This window comes from Lacunisphaera limnophila, from assembly GCF_001746835.1.
In the GTDB taxonomy this organism is placed as follows: domain Bacteria; phylum Verrucomicrobiota; class Verrucomicrobiia; order Opitutales; family Opitutaceae; genus Lacunisphaera; species Lacunisphaera limnophila.
This window is the reverse complement of sequence record NZ_CP016094.1, coordinates 3537467-3556342: the sequence shown is the minus strand read 5'-3', so window position 1 is coordinate 3556342 and position 18876 is coordinate 3537467. Positions and strand designations below refer to the sequence as shown.

Annotated in this window: 20 protein-coding genes; 11 read left to right on the top strand and 9 right to left on the bottom strand. The window is 67.3% G+C overall.

Annotated features, from left to right (window positions below; genetic code table 11):
- Window positions 1-14 precede the first annotated feature (14 nt).
- Window positions 15-2651, bottom strand: a complete 2637-nt coding sequence (locus Verru16B_RS14875) for a DEAD/DEAH box helicase (RefSeq protein ID WP_069963019.1) — start codon at window positions 2649-2651, stop codon at window positions 15-17.
- A gap of 152 nt (window positions 2652-2803) precedes the next feature.
- On the opposite strand from Verru16B_RS14875, the gene Verru16B_RS14870 reads away from it, so the two are divergent.
- Complete coding sequence (locus Verru16B_RS14870; RefSeq protein WP_069963018.1) at window positions 2804-4204, top strand: Gfo/Idh/MocA family protein; 1401 nt, start codon at window positions 2804-2806, stop codon at window positions 4202-4204.
- Window positions 4205-4445: 241 nt separating this feature from the next.
- Here the strand turns inward: Verru16B_RS14870 and Verru16B_RS14865 are convergent, their stop codons facing one another.
- Window positions 4446-5009 (bottom strand): hypothetical protein, encoded by a 564-nt coding sequence (locus Verru16B_RS14865; protein ID WP_069963017.1) that lies wholly within the window; start codon window positions 5007-5009, stop codon window positions 4446-4448.
- Window positions 5010-5153: 144 nt separating this feature from the next.
- On the opposite strand from Verru16B_RS14865, the gene Verru16B_RS14860 reads away from it, so the two are divergent.
- Together Verru16B_RS14860 and Verru16B_RS14855 are read left to right on the top strand one after the other, a co-directional pair.
- Window positions 5154-6194 carry a Gfo/Idh/MocA family protein gene (locus Verru16B_RS14860; protein WP_069963016.1) on the top strand — a complete coding sequence of 347 codons (1041 nt, stop codon included), beginning with the start codon at window positions 5154-5156 and terminating at the stop codon, window positions 6192-6194.
- 228 nt (window positions 6195-6422) lie between these two features.
- Complete coding sequence (locus Verru16B_RS14855; RefSeq protein WP_083270385.1) at window positions 6423-7199, top strand: tRNA-uridine aminocarboxypropyltransferase; 777 nt, start codon at window positions 6423-6425, stop codon at window positions 7197-7199.
- Here the strand turns inward: Verru16B_RS14855 and Verru16B_RS14850 are convergent.
- From Verru16B_RS14850 to trpC, 7 genes are all read right to left on the bottom strand, one after another.
- Complete coding sequence (locus Verru16B_RS14850; RefSeq protein ID WP_069963014.1) at window positions 7120-8091, bottom strand: hypothetical protein; 972 nt, start codon at window positions 8089-8091, stop codon at window positions 7120-7122. The two genes, Verru16B_RS14855 and Verru16B_RS14850, sit on opposite strands and share 80 nt — an antisense overlap.
- Window positions 8092-8223: 132 nt before the next feature.
- Entirely contained in the window at window positions 8224-8676 is a 453-nt protein-coding gene (locus Verru16B_RS14845) for a GatB/YqeY domain-containing protein (protein ID WP_069963013.1), read from the bottom strand.
- Between the two features lie 138 nt (window positions 8677-8814).
- Window positions 8815-9147: an FKBP-type peptidyl-prolyl cis-trans isomerase gene (locus Verru16B_RS14840; protein WP_069963012.1), complete on the bottom strand. Its 333-nt coding sequence runs from the start codon at window positions 9145-9147 to the stop codon at window positions 8815-8817.
- Window positions 9148-9339: 192 nt separating this feature from the next.
- A complete protein-coding gene (locus Verru16B_RS14835; RefSeq protein ID WP_069963011.1) occupies window positions 9340-9822 on the bottom strand; it encodes a GreA/GreB family elongation factor in 483 nt (160 codons plus the stop codon).
- 3 nt (window positions 9823-9825) lie between these two features.
- Window positions 9826-10491, bottom strand: coding sequence for a hypothetical protein (locus Verru16B_RS14830; RefSeq protein WP_069963010.1), 666 nt, complete (start codon window positions 10489-10491; stop codon window positions 9826-9828).
- 48 nt (window positions 10492-10539) lie between these two features.
- Window positions 10540-11364: a 16S rRNA (adenine(1518)-N(6)/adenine(1519)-N(6))-dimethyltransferase RsmA gene (gene rsmA / locus Verru16B_RS14825; RefSeq protein ID WP_069963009.1), complete on the bottom strand. Its 825-nt coding sequence runs from the start codon at window positions 11362-11364 to the stop codon at window positions 10540-10542.
- Window positions 11365-11406: 42 nt separating this feature from the next.
- A complete protein-coding gene (gene trpC, locus Verru16B_RS14820) occupies window positions 11407-12207 on the bottom strand; it encodes an indole-3-glycerol phosphate synthase TrpC (RefSeq protein WP_069963771.1) in 801 nt (266 codons plus the stop codon).
- A gap of 100 nt (window positions 12208-12307) precedes the next feature.
- On the opposite strand from trpC, the gene mazG reads away from it, so the two are divergent.
- The 8 genes from mazG to Verru16B_RS14780 all read left to right on the top strand — a co-directional run bounded on the left by mazG (window position 12308) and on the right by Verru16B_RS14780 (window position 18816).
- Window positions 12308-12967, top strand: a complete 660-nt coding sequence (gene mazG / locus Verru16B_RS14815; RefSeq protein ID WP_069963008.1) for a nucleoside triphosphate pyrophosphohydrolase — start codon at window positions 12308-12310, stop codon at window positions 12965-12967.
- Entirely contained in the window at window positions 12933-13892 is a 960-nt protein-coding gene (locus Verru16B_RS14810) for a tyrosine recombinase XerC (RefSeq protein WP_237023430.1), read from the top strand. Before mazG ends, Verru16B_RS14810 begins: the two co-directional genes overlap by 35 nt.
- A gap of 116 nt (window positions 13893-14008) precedes the next feature.
- Window positions 14009-14776 (top strand): response regulator, encoded by a 768-nt coding sequence (locus Verru16B_RS14805; RefSeq protein WP_069963006.1) that lies wholly within the window; start codon window positions 14009-14011, stop codon window positions 14774-14776.
- A gap of 164 nt (window positions 14777-14940) precedes the next feature.
- Window positions 14941-15627: a response regulator transcription factor gene (locus Verru16B_RS14800; protein ID WP_069963005.1), complete on the top strand. Its 687-nt coding sequence runs from the start codon at window positions 14941-14943 to the stop codon at window positions 15625-15627.
- 3 nt (window positions 15628-15630) lie between these two features.
- Window positions 15631-16425 (top strand): sensor histidine kinase, encoded by a 795-nt coding sequence (locus tag Verru16B_RS14795; protein ID WP_069963004.1) that lies wholly within the window; start codon window positions 15631-15633, stop codon window positions 16423-16425.
- Window positions 16422-17600 carry an ATP-binding response regulator gene (locus Verru16B_RS14790; protein ID WP_069963003.1) on the top strand — a complete coding sequence of 393 codons (1179 nt, stop codon included), beginning with the start codon at window positions 16422-16424 and terminating at the stop codon, window positions 17598-17600. Before Verru16B_RS14795 ends, Verru16B_RS14790 begins: the two co-directional genes overlap by 4 nt.
- Before the next feature lie 38 nt (window positions 17601-17638).
- The gene (locus Verru16B_RS14785) at window positions 17639-17983 is read left to right on the top strand and encodes a hypothetical protein (RefSeq protein ID WP_157772436.1); all 345 of its coding nucleotides are present in this window, start codon (window positions 17639-17641) and stop codon (window positions 17981-17983) included.
- A 275-nt stretch (window positions 17984-18258) separates the two neighbouring features.
- On the top strand, window positions 18259-18816 hold the full coding sequence (locus Verru16B_RS14780) for a GbsR/MarR family transcriptional regulator (RefSeq protein WP_157772435.1): 558 nt from the start codon (window positions 18259-18261) through the stop codon (window positions 18814-18816).
- Window positions 18817-18876: the final 60 nt, after the last annotated feature.

Sequence of the window (18876 nt, the reverse complement as noted above, 5' to 3'; positions counted from 1 at the left end):
CCCTCCACCCCATATCACTCGGCGCCGACGGGGCGGACGGAGATGAAATTAAGGACGGGGCGGTTTTCCTGGCGTGACCGGTCGAGCGAGACGGTGAAGCGCACTTCCCAGTCGTTCTGTTCCTCGGTGTCGGCCAGGACCTGCGCGATGGGCCAGATCCTGCCGCCATCCTCCGCCGTCTGTCCTTCGTCCTCGGCAATATGCGTGTGCTTGGAATTCCGGCCCTCAGGGTCGAGTCGGAAACGGCCGCGGGCCTCGAAGTAGGCAGCGAACTCCTTTTCGATGCGGCGGGATTCGGCGAGGAGGAGAGCCTCGCTACCCGGCTCGGCCTCGGGGGCGAACCGCAACCGGGCACCCTCCCAATCGCGGGCGGCGGCGTCCTGCAGGAAACCCAGGATCGCGGTACGCACGAGGCGCTTGAATGCGACCCGGTCGCGGGTGACATCGAAACTGGCGGGGCGGGCGGGTTTGCCCTCGAGCTCGGCCGCAACGAAGTCCGGGTTTTTGAGTTTCTCCCACTCGTCGAGCAGGCTGGAGTCGATGCCGCGGATCAGTTCGCGGAAATAGTCCTCCATCTCGACCACCTCGGGCGTCTTGGCGGATTCAGGCACGGTCTGGGCGAGGACCTTGAACACCTGCATGAGGTGGCGCAGCAACAGGCCCTCGCTGCGTTCCAGGCCGTAGTCGCGGATGTAGTCCGAGAACGACTGGTAGCGCTCAAACATCTCGCGGGCGATGGACTTGGGCCGGACGTTCTCCTGACCGACCCAGGGGTGGGCGGCGGCGAAGGTGTTGAAGGTCTCGTAGAGGAATTCGCGCAGCGGCTTCGGGTGCTCGACCTCCTCGAGCTTGGCCATGCGCTCCTCGTAGGGGATGCCGGCGGCCTTCCATTCCTCGATCTTGCGGCCCTTCTCCTTGTCCACCTGGCGGCGCAGGATCTGGTCGGGATCCTCGACGATGGCCTCGCAGAGGGTGAGGACATCGAAGGGATAGTCAGGCGATTCGCGGTTCAGCAGCGGCAGGGTGTCGATCAGGTAGATTGACAGCGCCTGGTGCAGGGAAAAGTCGTCCTGGAGTGCGACGTTGACGCGGAGCTTGCGGCCGCTCGCCGGGCGGGAATCGGGTGCCCGTTCGACAGGCTCAGGGCCCAAGGCCGACGAGGCGGCCTTGGGTAGGATCTCCACGATCTTGCGGTCGAGCAGGGCGCGGAAGAGCTGCCAGGCGCGTTTGCGCAGGGCGCGTTTCTTCGTCGGGGTCTCGTGGCAGTCGTTGATCAGCTGGCGCAGCGCCCGGCAGCCGTCGGTGTCGCGGCTGAGGACCAGCAGCAGCATGCCGTGGGACACGTCGAAACGGGAGGAGAGTTCCTCGGGCGAGGCCGTGCGGAGGCGCTCGAAGGTCTTGGCGTCCCAGCCGACGCTGCCCTCGGGGGCGCGGGCCTTGACGAGTTTCTTCTTCTTCGCGGGATCGGCGGCGGCCTTTTCCTCGGCGCGCTTGTTCTCGATGACGTGTTCCGGGGCCTGGACGATGACGTAACCCTGGGCGTCGTAGCCGGCGCGGCCGGCGCGGCCCGAGACCTGGCGGAAGTCGCGCACGCTGAGGATGGCGGCCTTGGTGCCGTCGTATTTCCAGAGCTGGGTGAACAGGACCGTGCGGATGGGGACGTTGATGCCGACGCCGAGGGTGTCGGTGCCGCAGATCAGCTTGAGCAGGCCCTTTTGTGCGAGCTGCTCGACCAGGATGCGGTATTTCGGCAGGAGGCCCGCGTGGTGGACGCCGATGCCGTGGCGCAGCCAGCGTTTCATATCCTTGCCGTAGGGACTGTTGAATTTCACGCGCTCCAGCGCGGTGGCGAGGGCGGCCTTCTCGTCCTTCGTGCAGACCGCCAGACTCATCAGGCTCTGGGCGGCCTCGGCCGCGGCGCGTTGGGTGAAGTGGACGAGGTAGACGGGGGCGCGCTGGTCGGCGAGGAGCTGGGTGATGCGCTCGGCGAGGGGCGTCTCGGAATACTCGAAGGCCAGCGGCACGGGACGGCGGTCGCTGCGCACAGTGAGGCTGGGGGCGCCGGTGAGGCGGGTGAGTTCCTTCTCGAAGAACTCCGTCGAGCCGAGCGTGGCCGACATCAGCAGGAAGCGGGACTGGGGCAGGGTGAGCAGCGGCGCCTGCCAGGCGTAGCCACGCTCGGCGTCGGAGTAGTAATGGAACTCGTCCATGATCACGGCCCGGACCTCGGCCTGGTCGCCGCGGGTGAGGGCGATGTTGGCGAGGATCTCGGCGGTGCAGCAGAGGACGGGGGCCTGGGGATTCACGGACGCGTCGCCGGTCATCATGCCGACATTCTCCGGCCCGAAGTCGCGGCAGAGGCTGAGAAACTTCTCGTTCACCAGGGCCTTGATCGGGCAGGTGTAGACGGAGCGCTGGCCGGCGCAGAGGGCCTTGAAGTGGAGGGCGGCAGCGACGAGGGATTTGCCGGAGCCGGTGGGGGTGTTGAGGATGACGTTCCGCCCGGCGAACAGCTCGAGGATCGCCTCCTCCTGCTCGGGATAGAGCGTGAGGCCACGGGCCGCCATCGCCTTCAGGAAGGCGTCGAGCACCGTGTCGGGATCGGGGAATCCCGTCAGCGGGGCCAGCGGAGCGGTGGGCGGCGGAGACACGGGGTCAGAACGACGGGTCGGGGAGGATGAGACAAGTCCTATGAATAGGGGACAGCGCCGGACGCCGGATTCCGGCCGGAGCCCGGCTTCGGTCTTGCGCCGACGCCGGCGAAGGAGGAGGGTGACGGCGGTCAGTTTTTATTTCCCACCCCATGAAGACTCCTGCTCCCCGTCCTGATACCGGCGCGTCCGCCGGCATCGTTCCCTTCAATGTCTCGCGTCGCGCCTTTTTGCAGCGCTGCGGGCTGATCGCTGCGGCCACGGGCCTGCCGGCGTGGTTTGTCGAGCGCCAGCAGCTGCAGGCGGCCGAGACCGAGGCCGCGATCGCGGCCAAGCCGAGCGCCAACGGCAAGCCGGGCATCGCCCTGGTGGGCTGCGGCGGGATGGGCACCTGGGACGGCCAGAACGCGGGCAACCATGGCAACCTCGTCGCCGTGTGCGACGTGGATCCGGCCCGCACGGAGGCGGCGGCCGTCAAGTATCGCGAGCTCGGCCACAATCCCGAGAAGGTATCCGATTTCCGCCGCCTGCTGGAGCGCGACGACATCCACGTGATCGTGAACGCCACGCCCGACCACTGGCACACGCTGATCAATATCGCGGCGGCCAAGGCGAAGAAGGACATTTATTCCGAGAAGCCCCTGACCCTCACGGTGGACGAGGGCCGGCATGTCATTGCCGCGGTGCGCGAGAACAAGGTCATCCTGCAGACCGGCACGCAGCAGCGCAGCTCCCAGCGCTTCCGCTTGGCCTGCGAGCTCGTGCGCAACGGCCGCCTCGGTAAGCTCAAGCAGGCCAAGGTCTGGCTCCCGGCCGGCCTGATCGGCGGTCCTTTTGCTCCCACGCCGGCGCCCGACGGGCTCAACTGGGATTACTGGCAGGGCCAGGCCCCGGCGGTGAGCTACGTGAAGGAGCGCTGTCACGGCACCTTCCGCTTTTGGTATGAATATTCCGGCGGCACCATGACCGACTGGGGCGCGCACCATAACGACATCGCCTATTGGGCGATCGGGCAGATCGCGCCCACGCAGGTGGAGTCGCGCCGGCTGTCCGAGCCTGTGGCCGGCGGCTACAACGCCATCGCCGACTACGAGGTGAAGTACACCTATGCTGACGGCACGGGCCTGATCATCAACACGACGAAGGACGACAGCATCTACGGCGAGCACGTCAACCCGCAGGGCCAGCCCAATGGCATCCGCTTCGAGGGCACCGACGGCTGGATCTGGGTCAACCGCGACGAGATCAAGGCGAGCGACCCGGAACTGCTGCGCAAGCCGCTGCCGGACGACGCCCAGCGCCTCTACGTGAGCAAGGAGCACATGACGAATTTCTTCGACTGTGTGCGTTCCCGCGAGCTCCCGATCTGCGACGTGGAAACCGGGCACCGCTCGGCCAACATGTGCCACCTCGGCGCCATCTCCCTGCGGACCCAGCGGGCCCTGACCTGGGACTACACCGCGGAGAAGTTCACCGGCGAGCACGCCGCGGAGGCCAATCCGTACCTCAAGCGCGAGATGCGGGCACCGTACGACTATTCGTTCTGCGGCTGAGGCCGCGGGCGACGTACCGTCGACCCCGTCACGATCGATCCTGGAACCACGGCGACCCCGCCGTGGTTTCTTTTTGGATGGGGGGAAAGGCGGGGAGTTGTTGGTTGATAGTTGTTGGTTGTTGGGCGGAACTCGAACCAACGACCAATAACCCACAACCTAGTCTGGGTGCTCCGGGTATTCCAACCAACAACCAGCAACCAATAACAGACAACCGGCGCTCCTCGGCTTGCGCCGCGGCTTACTTCTGGCCGACCAGCTTGACGAGGAGGACCTCGACGTTGGGGTCGGTGTAGTCGCCGCGCAGCTGCCAGACGGAAAGTTTCTTCAGATCCATGCCGGGCTTGGTGCCGGGCTTTTGCTCGCTGGAGGGTTTGGTCATGTCCAGGCGGATGCGCTGTTCGACGCCCTTCGGCAGGCCGGCCAGCGAGATCTGCCAGGTTTGCTCGGTGCCGTCCTTGTCGGTGAGACCGAAGTTGAGGGTCTGGGTATTGTTGGCGTTGCCGATGACGACGATCAGGTCGACCAAGGGCGTCTGGTCGAAGCGGATCATGGTCTTGTTCTCGCCCATCCCGCCCTTGCCGCCCGGGGCTTGGATCAGGGTGCCGCGGCCGCGCAGGTGGTTCACCTTGTTTTCCCAGTCGCCGAAGGTGTACTCATAACACTTGTAGACGGTGCCGTCGGGATCGCGGCGGACGTTCTTGAATTCGAGGATGACCTCTTCCTTGGCGGCCGCGTAGGTCGCGGGCAGGAGGAGCAGCAGGGCGAGGCCGGGGAGAGACAGACGGAAACGGGGGAGGTTCATGTCCGGGGGTTGTGGGGATGAGGCGAGTGTGGCGGCGGACGCGAAAAAGGAAAGCCGATCTTGGCGGTCACGGTGCGGGGGAAGAAAAACGGGGCCGCGTTCTCCGGGTTTGCCGTCGGCCATCCGGTCCGATTGGCTGGGCCGATGTTATCGCCCCAGTTTCAAGGCCGCGCCCTCGTCCGCTGGGGGATCATCGGGTGCGGGGATGTCACCGAGCAGAAAAGCGGTCCCGGTTTCCGGCATGCGCGGGACTCGGCGCTCGTGGCGGTCATGCGGCGCAACGGGGCGCTCGCGGCCGATTACGCCCGGCGGCATCAGGTGCCCCGCTGGTATGACGACGCCGCCCGGCTCCTGGCCGATCCGGAGGTCGACGCCGTGTGCATCGCCACGCCGCCGGACACGCACGCCCATTACGCGCTGCTGGCGGCCGCCGCGGGCAAGCCGGCCTACGTGGAAAAACCGATGGCGCGGCACACCCCGGAATGCGACCGCATGATCGCCGCCTTCGCGGCGGCCGGGCAGAAACTCTTTGTCGCCTACTACCGGCGCAGCCTGCCGCGCTGGCAGCGGGTGCAGGAACTGATCGCGGCGCAGGAACTCGGCCGCCTGACCGGCGTGCACTACCGGCTGGCAATGCCCAAGCATCACGGCCCGCACGCGTGGCGCACCTGCGTGGAACAGGCCGGGGGCGGGCACTTCCTCGACCTCGCGTCCCACGCGCTGGACCTGATCGACTTTCTCGTGGGTCCGTTGCAGGCGGTGCACGGCCACGCGGCCAACCTCGCGTCATCGTACGCCGCCGAGGATTGCGTCACGGGCAGTTTCCTCGCCGGCGAAGTGCCCGGCACGATTGCGTGCAATTTCGCCGCCGCCCTCCCGGATGAACAGCTGACGATCACGGGCACCAAGGGCGAGGTGCGGGTGACGGTCCTGGGACACGAGCCCGTGGTCGTTGAAACGGCGGCCGGCCTGCAACGCTGGGACATGCCGCCGCCGCCGCATATCGCCCAGCCGCTGATCCAGGCCTGCGTCGATGACCTCCTCGGCCGCGACACGGCCCCCAGCACCGGGGAGACGGCGCGCCGCACGTCCGCGGTGATGGATACACTCCTTGGGGCCTATTATGGCGGACGGCAGGATGAATTCTGGCTGCGGCCCGAGACCTGGCCGGGCCGGCGCGGCTGAGCGCATTCGCCTCATGGGAAACAGGCGCCGGTATCCGTTACCTCGCCCTGCCGCTCCGGCAGGCTGGATGTTGTTTTTGTCCATGAGGGTGATGTGCTACCGCTGCTTCTGTGACTGCTTCTGCCCGCCGGGCACCCGCAGCAGTCACCCTTCGGCCGCGAAGCCGGCCTTCGGGCCACGCCGGCGGCGTGACCATCTCCGCGCTGCCGCGCTCCGTGGCCTACGGCTATGAGGATCATGTGCTACCGGTGTTTTTGGCCGCAGCCGCTGTGCTGGTGCAGTTCGCTTCATCCGATGCCGACGGCCACGCGGTTCGTCTTCCTGATGCACCCGAAGGAATTCAAGGAGGAGAAGGCGGGCACGGGCCGGCTGACCCACCTCTGCCTGCCCAACAGCGAGCTGCACATGGGCACCGATTTCACCCGGGACGAGGCGGTGGCGGCGCTGCTGGATGATCCGGGCAACCGGTGCGTGCTGCTTTATCCGGGACGCGAGGCGCGCAACCTGTCGGCGGGCGAATTCACCGCCGCCGACCTGGCCTGTCGCCGCCTGGTGGTGTTCCTGCTCGACGCGACCTGGCCGCTTGCGCGGAAAATGCTCCGCTTGAGCCCCAACCTGCAGGCCTTGCCGCGGATCATGTTCACGCCGACTGCACCCAGCCGCTACATCATCAAGCAGCAGCCGCAGCCGGGGTGCCTGTCCACGCTCGAGGCCGTGCACGAGCTGCTGGTGGTGCTGGAGCAAAGCGGGCTCGATCGCTACCCGGAGCCGGCGCAGCTGCACGGGATCTTTGACCGCCTGCAGCGAATCCAGCTGGAGTGTGCCGCGGATCCGAATCGCGGCGGTTATCGTCGCCAGGCCTACAGCGATCCCGCGGCGCGCACGAAGTCCCGCGGCGAACGCGGCAACCGGCGCGACAACTACCTCAAGGTGCCGCCCGCGGGGACGCCGGGGGCGCCGCCTCCCGCGGATCCGACGGCAGGATCACCAGCGGGGCCAGCGTGACCGTGCCCGGGGTGAGGCGCGGCCGCACGGTCTTCGCCTCGGGCTGATTCTGGCCGGCGAAGAGGGCGACGGCCCGGCCCATGCGGTCGAGGGCCGTCTGGAAGTTGTTCCCCGGCGAACGGATGTTCAGATGCATGGTCCAGACCGGGCGGTTGCGCAGCACGGAGGCGGTCTGGCGCTTCAGTTCATAGGCCTTGATGATGATGAAATAGCGCTCGCTGTTGAGGTCGAAGCGCAGCGAGCGTTCGAGTTCGCTGGTCCACGAGCCGCGGCCGAGGCGGTGGAGTTCCTCGGCGTAACCCAGGAGCGTGACGTTGCTGCGCTCGCGGGATTGCTGGGAGAACTCGTCGGTCAGTTCGTTCAGGCGCTCGAACTCCTGTTCGCGCTCATGCTCCATGCCCTGGGGCAGGGTCAGCTCCGCGGGCAGGCCATCGAAATTGCCCTCGATCGTGCCGGGGACCTCGAAGGCCGCCATCGTTTCCGCCTGCAGCCGGTTGTGGTCAATCTCCTGCGTGAGCCGGCCGGTCATTTCCTGCAGGCCGACCTTGGGCAGGGTGGTGCCCCAGTGCACGAGGAGCAGGAGGTCGGCCTCGGTGGCGGAGGGGCCGGGGTAGTATTCCTGCTTCGCGAGCTCTGGCGCGAGGTAGCCGGCGATATCACGAAAAGTCAGGCGCGAGACCGAGCGATCCACCGTGTGGCCGGGGTAATGGTTGCCCGCCATGAAGACGTAGGTCTCGGCGCGGGGCTTGCCGTCCGGGCCCTGGCGCGCCTGCTCATAGTCGGCATTGGCCCGGGCGATGACCACGACGTGCTTGTCGGCCCGGAGCGCGCCGGACGCCGCCGCGCAGGCGGCAACGGACAGGCCCAGCCGGATGAGTCGGGGTAAGCTCATGGCGATCAGGAAAGGGAGAGCGGATTTGCGCCGGGCGTCACGCGGACGGCCGTCGGACAGTCCTGCGCAACGGTTCCTGATGTCACCCCAACCAACCCGTCCAGAGGCCGGGTTCCACCGGCGGACGCCGCTTCAGGGCAGGCGGGCCTGCACGAGCTTGCTGGCGGCGCCGAAGTCGATGAGGCCGGCCTCGGGGCGGGCCTTGAGGGCGCCGAGGACCTTGCCCATGTCCTTCTTGGAGGTGGCGCCGGTGGCGGCGATGACCTCGAGGACGAGCGCCTCGAGTTTCGCGGCGTCGAGGCCCTTGGGCAGGTATTTCTCGAGGATGGCGATCTCGGCGTTGTTGGCGGCGACGAGGTCGCTGCGGCCGCCCTTTTCAAATTCCGTGCGGGCGTCGCTGAGGTTCTTCACGGCCTTGCGGAACGTGGCCATGACCAGCGCCTCGTCGATCTCCTTGCTGGCGTCCATCGCGGCGCGCTGGATGGCGGCATCCATGGTGCGCAACGCGGTGGCGGTCGCCGTGTCGCGGGCCTTCATGGCGGTGATGATGGCGGCGCGGAGGGTATCGTAGGTGGGGGAGGACATGGGGAAGAGAGGGAAGACCGAAGGGGTGAGGGTGCGACGGGGTGAGGGTGTGAAGGTGCGAGGGTATGAGGATTTTCCGATCCTCCAACCCTCACACCCTCAAATCTTCAAACCCTCAAGCCGGCAGAGCCGGTGCGGTTAGCCGATGGCGAGGAGCTCGACTTCGAAGATGAGGGTCGCATTGGGCGGGATGGCGCCGGGATAACCGCCGGCTCCGTAGCCGAGGTGGGGCGGGATGGTGAGCTTCACCTTGTCGCCGATGCGCATGGTGGCGACGCCCTGGTCCCAGCCACCGATCACCTGGCGCAGGCCGAGGCCGAACTGGAAGGGCTCGTCGCGGTCGACGGAGCTGTCGAACTTGCTGCCGTCAGTCAGCCAGCCGGTGTAGTGAACGGTCACGAGGTCGCCCTGCTTGGGCGAGGCACCGGTGCCGGTGATGAGTTTTTCGATGAGGAGCTGTGCGTTGGCCATGCGGGGAGCACAAGCCGACCGGGCGCAGGCGTCAACGGGTGAATGGGGGATTGGTTGTTAGTTGTTAGATGTTGGTTGTTGGGGCAGCCGGATGAGCCACGGACAACCGACATGCTGGCCTGCTTGGTTTCTGTCCGTTCAACCAACAACGAACAACCAACAACGAACAACCATACCGGCGTTTTCGCCGGCTCAGATAATCTGGCTGATCGTCAGCTCGCTGCGTTTGCCGCCGAGGGGGATGGCGACGCGGTCGCCGAGGCGGCGGCCGACGAGTTCGCGGCCGAGGGGGGACTGCGGGGTGATCACCATGATGGTGTGCGCCCCAAAAGTGACCTCGGTGCCGCCGGCCCGCGGGCCGATGAAATAACGCGACTGGCGGCCGCCGGCATCCGCGACGATGACCAGGGCCCCGAGGCTGATCGGGTCGCCGGCGGTGGCATCGCGGGGTGAGAGGGCGCGGAACTGGGCCACGGCGAGGGCGGTTTCCTCGGCTGCCTTGGACTGGCCGTGGGCGAGATAAGAGGCTTCCAGGCCGCGGGTGTCGTATTTGTCCTCGGCCTTGTTTTCCTCATCGGTGGCCTCGGCGTGGGTGGCCAGCGCGGCGGAGGTGAGCAGGGCCAGTTCGGCTTCGAGGCGGGCGATGATACCGGCGAGCAGTTCCGTTTTGGGCATGGGTCAGGGGGTGCGCGGCCGGTCGTTGGTGAAGGTGAGGCGGCCGGACAGGGCGATCAGGCGGGCGGACAGCTGCTCATCCTCCTGCTCCCGGGTGAGGGTGTAGGTGCTGCGCTGGGTGGCGCGCTCGGACAATTCGGTGCTGATCGCGTAGAGGTAGCGGTGCCGCACGAAGAGCAGGGTGCCGCGCTTGGCCACAACCGGGTCGGCGGGCGGGGCGTCGGTCACGCGGTTGAAATGCTCGAACTCCGAGCCGCCGGGCAACAGCACGTAGCCAATCAGGGCGCCCTCCATGAGTTGCGGCAGGAAGCGGGCGCTCTCGATCGTGGCCCCGGGGAAGCGGGCCGAGAAGTTCGCCATCAGCAGGTCGGTCAGAAAATACAGGAGGTAGTCGCGCAGGCCGCGGGTGTCGTATTCCCAGCGCTGGGTGGCATCGAGTTCGAAGCAGGCGATGCTGACATGCGTGCCGAAGTCATCCTGAAACGTGACGACGTTGGTCGTGTCGGTGATCTTACCCCCGAGTTCTGTCCGCACGGGGGTGCGGACGCGGAACTGCCCCGTGGGCGAGACGTAGGTGTCGCCGTCGATCAGGCCGCGCAGCGGGGCGGCGGGCGCCGACACCACCGCCAGCAGGATGCTGCACAGCAGGGGCGGGAATAACCGGGACATGGGAGTGGAGCGTGGGTGGAAAGAAACCAAATGGCAAGTGGCCGGGGTTCAGACCATGAATTCGCGCCAGAGTGCCACCGGTACCTGCTCGGCCCGCGAGGAGGGGCCGTGACCCGCGGCCTCGAGCCGGGCAAACCAGCGGGCCAGGGTCTCGGCGGGGACCTTGTCGCGCAGGATCGAACCGAGCTGCTTGCGCCGTTGCTGGAAGCAGGCGCGGATGAGCGCCTTGGTGGCCGCCGGAAACACAAAGGGCGCGGGCTGGCGGCCGAGGTTCAGAAGGACGGACTCGATGTCGGGTTTCGGGAAGAAGCACCCCGAGCCAACGCGGTGGCCGGGCTCGATCACGTAGGCGGACTGCATGAAGATCGAGATGGAGCCGAAGAGCTTCGTGCCGGGTTGGGCAACGTAGCGCTGGGCCGCCTCCTGCTGGAGCATGAGGACCATGCGGACGGGCAGCGGACCGGAGAGGACGGCGTCCATCCACGGCGTGGAGATTGCGTAGGGCAGGTTGGCCACGATCTTGAAGGCGGCGGATTTTTCCGGCGGCAGGCCGGCCAGGGGCTCCTCCATGGCGTCGCCCTCCATGAGGTGGAGGCGCGGGTGGGCCGGCACGAGGGTCTCGGTGAGGTGCGCGTGGAGCTGGCGATCCTTCTCCACGGCCCACACCTCGGCGCCCGCCTCGAGGAGGGCGGACGTCAGCGTGCCGAGGCCCGGCCCGACCTCGACCACGGTGTCGGCCGCGGTGATGCCGGCCAGTTCGAGCGATTTACGCACGATGTTGCCGTCGACCAGGAAATTCTGACCCAGGAAGCGCTTCGGCTGGTGGCCGAGGCGGGTGAGCAGGTCACGGGTGGCGGAAGGAGAGAGAGGCATGGGCGGCGGCGCCTGCGGACAGGCTCCGGCAGGTGAAATCAATCAGGCCCCTTGGAACTCCCGGATCAGGGCGGCCGGATCGGGGGCCCGCATGAGCGACTCGCCGACCAGCAGGGCATGGGCCCCGCAGGCGCGGGCCCGAGTGGCGTCGGCACCGGTGGCGAAACCGCTTTCGCTGACGGCGATGACATCGCGGGGGAAGAGCGGCATGAGACGCTCGGAGAGGCCGATGTCGGTGCGGAAATGGGCGAGGTCGCGGTTGTTGACGCCGATGATCTTCGCCCCGTGGCGCAGGGCGCGGGTGAGTTCCTCCTCGTGGTGGATCTCAAACAGCGCGTCGAGCCCGGCGGCGGTCGCAGCTTGGTGCAGGGCGGTGATCTCGTCGTCATCGAGGGCGCGCACGATGATCAGGATGGCGCTGGCGCCGGCCTCACGGGCCTGCATCACCTGGATCGGGTGCACCATGAAATCCTTGCGCAGGCAGGGGATGGGGGCGGCGGGGCCCTGGGCGAAGTCGGCCGTGACCTCGATCAGGTCGGCCAGGCTGCCGCCGAAATACTCGGTGTCGGTGAGGATGGACAGGGCGGCGGCGCCGGCGGCGCGGTAGAGGCGGGCCTGCGCCACGGCGGAGGCGCCGGCCTTGATGGCGCCGGCGGACGGGGAGCGGCGCTTGATCTCGGAGATGATGGCGAGCCGGCCGTCGGCCCGGCGCAGGGCGGCGGCGAAGGAGGGGGGGCGGGGGAGCCGGCGGTTGAGTTCCTCCAACTCGGCGGCGTAGACCGGACGCAGCAGCGGGGCGACCTCGCGGCGCTTGTGGGCCATGATCTCGGAGAGCTTGTCCATGCGGAAGCTCACCACGAAACACACGAACCCGGCGAAAGGAACAGGAAAATGCCGGGCTTTTTTGGTGTATTTCGCGGGTTTCGCCGTTACCCCAAGAGCCATGACGCCGATTGACGAACTCCGCCAGACGATGGCCCGGCTCCGGGCGCCCGACGGGTGTCCCTGGGACCGGGAGCAAACGCACCAGACCCTGGCGCGCTGCCTGATCGACGAGTGCAGCGAGCTGCTCGACACGATCGACCGCAACGACATCCCGCACATGCGCGAGGAGCTGGGCGACGTGCTGATCCAGGTGGTGTTCCATGCGCAGCTGGCGGCCGAGCGCGGGGATTTCAATTTCGATGACGTGGCCCGGGAGATCAACGACAAGCTCGTGCGCCGGCACCCGCATGTCTTCGGCGACCACACCAAGCTCGACACCGCCGGCGAGGTCATCACCAAGTGGGAACAGATCAAGGCCACGGAAAAGAAGAACGGCCCGGTGCAGACCGGGGTGTTCAAGGAAATGCCGCCGCGGCTGCCGGCGCTGCTCTTCGCCGAGGCGGTGATGAAGCAGATCGAGAAGAAGTCGCTGCCGGCCGATGGCGTGGTGCCCGCTGCGTCCGGTCCCGACGGGCTCACCGAGGCGGAGGCCGGCCGCCAGCTCTTCGCCCTTGCGGCCGCGTGCCGGCGCGCCGGCGTCGATCCGGAGATGGCCCTGCGCCAGGAATGCAACCGCGTCATGCATGATGTCGAAATCCGCGTCCTCTCCCGCGCCTGAGCCGGCCCTGCCCGAGGCCGTGGTCCGGGAATGGCTGCAGCCGTTCCTGGCCTACCTCGCGAAGGAGCGCCGGTACTCCGCCTACACGGTGCGCAACTACCGGCAGGCGGTGGAGGATTTTGTGCGCTGGCTGGGGCGGAGCGGCCGGGATCCGGCGGGCTTCGGGACGCTGAGCGCCCGGGACGTGCGCGACTTCGTGATCGAGGCGCAGCGGCGGTTTGGCCGGCGCACGCTGCACAGCCACGTGTCGGGCCTGCGGACTTTCTACCGTCACGCCATGCGGGAGGGCCGGCTGGATCGCAATCCCTTCACCGGCGTGCCGCTGCCGAAACTGGACAAGCCGCTGCCGAAATTCCTGACGGAGTCGCAGATGCTGCACCTGCTGGCCGGCCCGGAGAAACTGCGGGCGAACGAGTCGATCGACGACTTCGCCGCCCTGCGCGACCGGCTGGTGCTGGAGGTGATCTACGGCGGCGGCCTGCGCGTGAGCGAGGCGGTCGGACTCAACCACGGCGACGTGGACTTCGGCCAGGGCAGCGCCCGCGTGCTGGGCAAGGGACGCAAGGAGCGGATCTGTCCCTTGGGTGACGCCGCCATGGCGGTCCTGCGGAAATTCCGCGACATGCATGCGCCCGCCGCCGGCCGGGCCGACCCGGTGCTGCTCAGTGACCGGCGGGGGCGGATGACCCCGGGTGCCGTGCAGAAACTCGTGAAGCGTTACCTCGCCCTGGCGGACCTGCCGATGGACATCACCCCGCACAAGCTGCGGCATTCGTACGCCACGCACCTGCTCAACGCCGGGGCGGACCTGCGCTCCGTGCAGGAACTGCTGGGTCACGCCAGCCTGACCACGACCCAGATTTACACCCACACCTCCGTCGCCCGGCTCAAGGAAATCCACGCCAAGGCGCACCCGCGGGCCTGAGCCGCTGAACCGTCAAGCAGCGGAACGGTTGCCCGGGAGGCCGATTGTGAGTTTTCTCTGAAAAAAGACACTTGGCGAAGATTGGCCTCAAGCTTCACTCCCTGTAGCACGAGCTTTTGACTGCCGGTCTCGCGATCCGCTTCCACCCCCTCTCCACGACCATGGGCAAATCTCCCTCCCTCACCGTTGAAACCGGTCCGGCCACCAAGGCGGTCTCCGTCGTCATCGTGGACGACCACCCGGTGCTGGTTTCGTACCTGACGGAGCTGTTGCAGCGCAACGAGCGCTACAAGGTGGTGGGCCGGGCGGACACGGCGAAGGGCGCCCTGGAGGTCTGCCGGGAGAAGAAGCCGGCGCTGGTCTTTCTCGATATCGTGCTGCTCGACTCGAACGACCTCACCTGCCTGCGGCAGCTGCGGCTGGAGTTTCCGCGCATCCGCGTCCTCGTCTTCACCGGCCGGCTCGGCACGACCCTGGTGGGTGACCTGCTCCTGGCCGGGGCCAATGGCATTTTGGGCAAGACCGTCCGCATGCAGGAGATCATCGAAGCCACGGACCGTGTCGCCGACGGCGGCATGTACCTGTGCGCCCAGGCCTGCGACTCGGTTCGCAAGCTCGTGGCGGCGGCCCCGCCGGACCGGACGCGCCGGCCCGAACTGAGCCGGCAGGAGCTGACGGTGTTGCAGCACATTGCCGCGGGCCTGAGCACCAAGCAGATTGCCAGCAAGATGGAGTTGAGCCAGAACACCATCAACGCGTTTCGCGGCCGGCTCATGAAGAAGACCGGACGCCACACGACGGCGGACCTCGTGCTGCATGCCGCCCGGCTGGGCCTGGTCCGCGTGCCGGGCCTGCGGGTGGCGACAACCAACCCAACCGGCTGAGTCGGGTCACACTAAGGGCCCTCGGGAAAACCCCTAGGGTGGATGTGGCCCGCACAAGCTAACGCGGGCTTGGGCGTTCCCCTCATTTTGGGCGCCGTTCATGCTATTTGATAGATATTTCGGAAAGTGCGCACAACAAGTGTCGCATGGCTGCCGATGCAAAAATGAAGCCCGTAGTCCGGGTGGTGATCGTGGAGGACCATGTGCTGTTCCGCGAGATGGTGACGACCGTCGTGAACGGGATCGAAGGCCTGCGGGTGGTGGGTTGGGCCTGCAATGAGAGCGAGGCGATCACGCTGTGCTGGCGGGAGCGGCCCGACCTGATCGTGTTGGATCTGATCCTGCCGGAAAACCATGGGGTCGCCACGCTGGACCGGCTGACCACGATCTGCCGGAGCGCCCGCGTGCTGGTTTTCTCGGGCAATCTCACGCCGGGCCTGATCCGGCAAGTACTGGCCGCCGGCCCGCACAGCCTGATCGGGAAGGGGGCGACGCTGGATGAATTCCGGCGGGCGCTGCAGGCGGTCGCGGCCGGGCGCACGTATTTCAGCCCGGAGATTGCCGCGGACATTCGTTCGATGGTGGCGGCGCCGGGCGTCGCGCCGCCGGGCGGCGGGTTGCCGCTCAGTCCGCGGGAGGAATCGGTCCTCGCCGGCCTGGCCAAGGGCCTGAACTCGCGGGAAATCGCGGGCCAACTCGGCCTGAGCCCGCACACCGTGGCGAACCACCGCAGCCGCCTGATGCGCAAGCTCGGCCTGCACCGCGTGGCGCAACTCTCCCTCTATGCCGCCAGCCGCGGGCTCCTCGACTTGCCCGCCAGCGGGCCGCGCACCCTGGCCTCGGGCCGTTGAAGCATGCGTGCGACCAAGGTCATCCGTCCGCGTCCGTCCCGCCGCCCGGCCGCCGGCACGCGTCTCGACGCCCAGCTCCGGGGCATCCAGCGCCTCGTCATGCAGGGGGAGCTGGCGGCGACAGCCGTCCACGAGATCAGCAACCTGCAGACGATCGTGCTCTTCAACGCCGGGCTCCTGAAAGAGGAGCATAAGGGTGACGCGGCGGTGGCGCGCCATGTGGAACCGCTGTTGCATGCGGCGGGCCTGGTGGCGGCCCTGTGCAACCAGCTGCGCAACCTCGCCCGGCCGCCGGAGGCGCACCCGCAGTGGCTGGAGCTCAACGCGGTGGCGCGGCGCACGCACACCCTGTTGCAGCGCATCATTCCGCGGGACCTGTTGTTCGAGCCCGACCCGGGTGTCACCGGGAGCGTGATCGCCGATCCCGGCCAGGTGGAGCAGATGCTGATCAACCTCGTCCTGAACGCCCGGGATGCGACCCCCGCCGAGGGCGGCCGCATCATCGTGCGGGTCGGCGCGACCCGCGGACGGCGGCCTTTTCTGGAGGTCGAGGACAACGGCACCGGCATGACCCCGGCGGTGAAGGCGCGGCTGTTCCAGAAGTTTTTCACCACGAAAGCCCCCGGGCACGGCACCGGGCTCGGGCTCGTCACCGTCCACCGCCTGCTGGAGGGCATGGGCGGACGCATCGAGGTGCGCAGCCGGGCGGGCCGCGGCACGCGGATCCGCCTGGTCTACCCGCCCGCGCCGGCGGCCGATCCCGCCGGGGGCGCCGGCCTTTACCCCCCGAACCCATGAACCAACGTCCCACCGAACCCTGGGCCGCCACCCCGGAAACGACGACGCACGTGGATGACACCGTGCGCTGGGTGCACATCGTCGACGACGACCCGGCGCTGGGCAACGCGCTCGCGGCCGGCCTGCGGGCGCATGGCTACCACACCACGTTTTCCAGCACCGTGGACATCGCCTGGTCGCAGGTGCACGAGAAGCTGCCGGACCTGATCATCTGCGACATCAACATGCCGGGGAAAAACGGTTACCGCTTCCTCGAGGAAATCCGGGGCGACCCGGAGCTGGGCAGCTGTCCGTTCGTCCTGATGACAGGCAACCCGATGTATTCGCAGCCGCGCTCGGCGATGGACCGCGGCGCCGACGACTTCCTGCTGAAACCGTTCAGCCTGGAGACGCTGCTGGCGTGCGTGGATGCCCGGCTCCGGCGCAACGGGATCTCCGGGCAGAATGAGGCGGCCCTCGTGCGCGAGCTGCGCAACACCCTGCACCGGGGGCTCTCGCATGAATTCTTCACGCCCCTGACCGGCATCCTGGGTTTCGCGGAGATGCTGGAGCAGGAGGGCGACACGATGAGCCCGGCCGAGGTGAAGGACGGCCTGCGGAACATCATGCAGTCGGCCCGGCGGCTGCACCGCACGCTGCGCAATTACCTGTACGCACTGGACCGGCTCGATCCGGATTCGTTCGCCCCGTTTCCCGTCTTGTCCCCGGGCACCATCGTCCAGCTGGTGCAGCAGGGCGCCCTGCTCGCGGCCGAGCGGCACGGACGGAAGGCCGACCTGATGCTCGACGTCGCCGGCGCCTCGATCCAAGGCGGGGCGACGGAGATCCCGATTCTGGTCGAGGAGCTGGTGGAGAACGCGCTGGGTTTCTCGCGGCCGGGTACGCCTGTGAAGGTGCGGGGCCACCGCATCGGCTCGGAGTGGCAGCTCACGGTCGAGGATGCCGGCCGCGGCATGACCCGACAGCAGCTGAAGAACCTGGGGCTCTTCCGGCAGTTTGAGCACGCAAAGTTCCAGCAGCAGGGCCTGGGCGTCGGGCTTTTCATCGTCCGGCAGATCCTGCGGCGCAACCGCGGCCGGTTGCAGTTGGAGAGCAATCCGGGCGCGGGCACGAAGTGCACCGTGACCCTGCCGATCGCGCACCCGGTGCGGCGGCGCAGTGAGGGCGGGGGATGACGACGGCCTTTCAGGCGCGTTATTGTGCGCGGTGGGGCGTGAGTCCCGCGGACTTCCGGGCGGACCTGCTGACGCGGACCTTGTATTTGCCGGCGCGCCCCCTGGTGAGGTTGCTCGCGTGGTTCGACAGCGAGTATTTCCAGGCCGACTACGAATTTATCGACGACGTGGTCCAGCTGGCGGACACGGCGGGGTTTCGGGACGCACTGGATTGCTACGCGCAGCATTTCTCGAACCGGCGTTTCCTGCGGTCGCGCCTGCGCCTGAGGATTTCCGCCCGGCGGATGTGGCGCGTGGTGCACGAGATCGTGCCCTCCGGCCCGTCGGGCGGAGCCAAGGACGGACGGATGGACCATGGCAGCCTGACGCCGTTTGGGGATTAGGGGAATGGGTTGTTGGGGAGGGGAGAGGCAAAGGGAGGATATCGGTGACTGATTTTGCGCCATTTGCATTTTTCGCGGCTCACTGCCTTGGATGAAGCAATTCGATCAGTTTGGCCGCAAAGCATCGCAGATAGCGCAAAAAGGGAGTGACGCGTGAGCGTGGACACACCTTGGGGTTCCGGTACCAGGGCCAGATGGTTCTGTTCAAAATGAACTGAACTTAGTGGTTGCCTCGGATACGGGTAAATGCCTGTATCGGAATCAGGGATTTACCGATGTCTTCCACCACGCCGCCCCGTCCTTTGCCTGTCGACTCCCGTGCCCCGGGTTCTGGCTTGGTGCTGGCGGGTGAGCGGGATCCTGCCGTTGTCGCCTTCGAGGTGGAGCTGGTGGACTTCTTTGTGGAGGCGGCATCGCTCCTCGGGGTGCCGAAGTCGGTGGCGGCGATCTATGGAATCGTCTTTGCCTCGCCGGTGCCGCTCAGCTTCGCGGAGATCGAGGACCGGCTGGACATAAGCAAGGGATCGGTGAGCGCCGGGCTGAAGGTCCTGCGGGAAGTGGGGGCCTTGAAGGAAGTGTCGAAAGAGACGGACCGGACGGGCCTGTTTGAGCCGGACATGGAGATGCGTCAGCTGATAGCCCACTTCATTGAGCAGCGTTTGCAGACCCAGTTTGATTCCGGCAAGGGTCGCTTGAACTCGCTCGCGAAGTCCGTGCCGGGCCGCAACGGCCAGGCCGAGGTCCTGCGCAACCGGGTCAAGAAGCTCCAGACCTGGCACGGCAAGGCCGGGGCCCTGTTGCCGCTGGCGAAGACGTTTTTGAAACTGGGCTAAGGGTCGGTGGAGTTGGGGCAGGAGTTAGAGACGGATGAATGCACATACATTTTTCAGTGA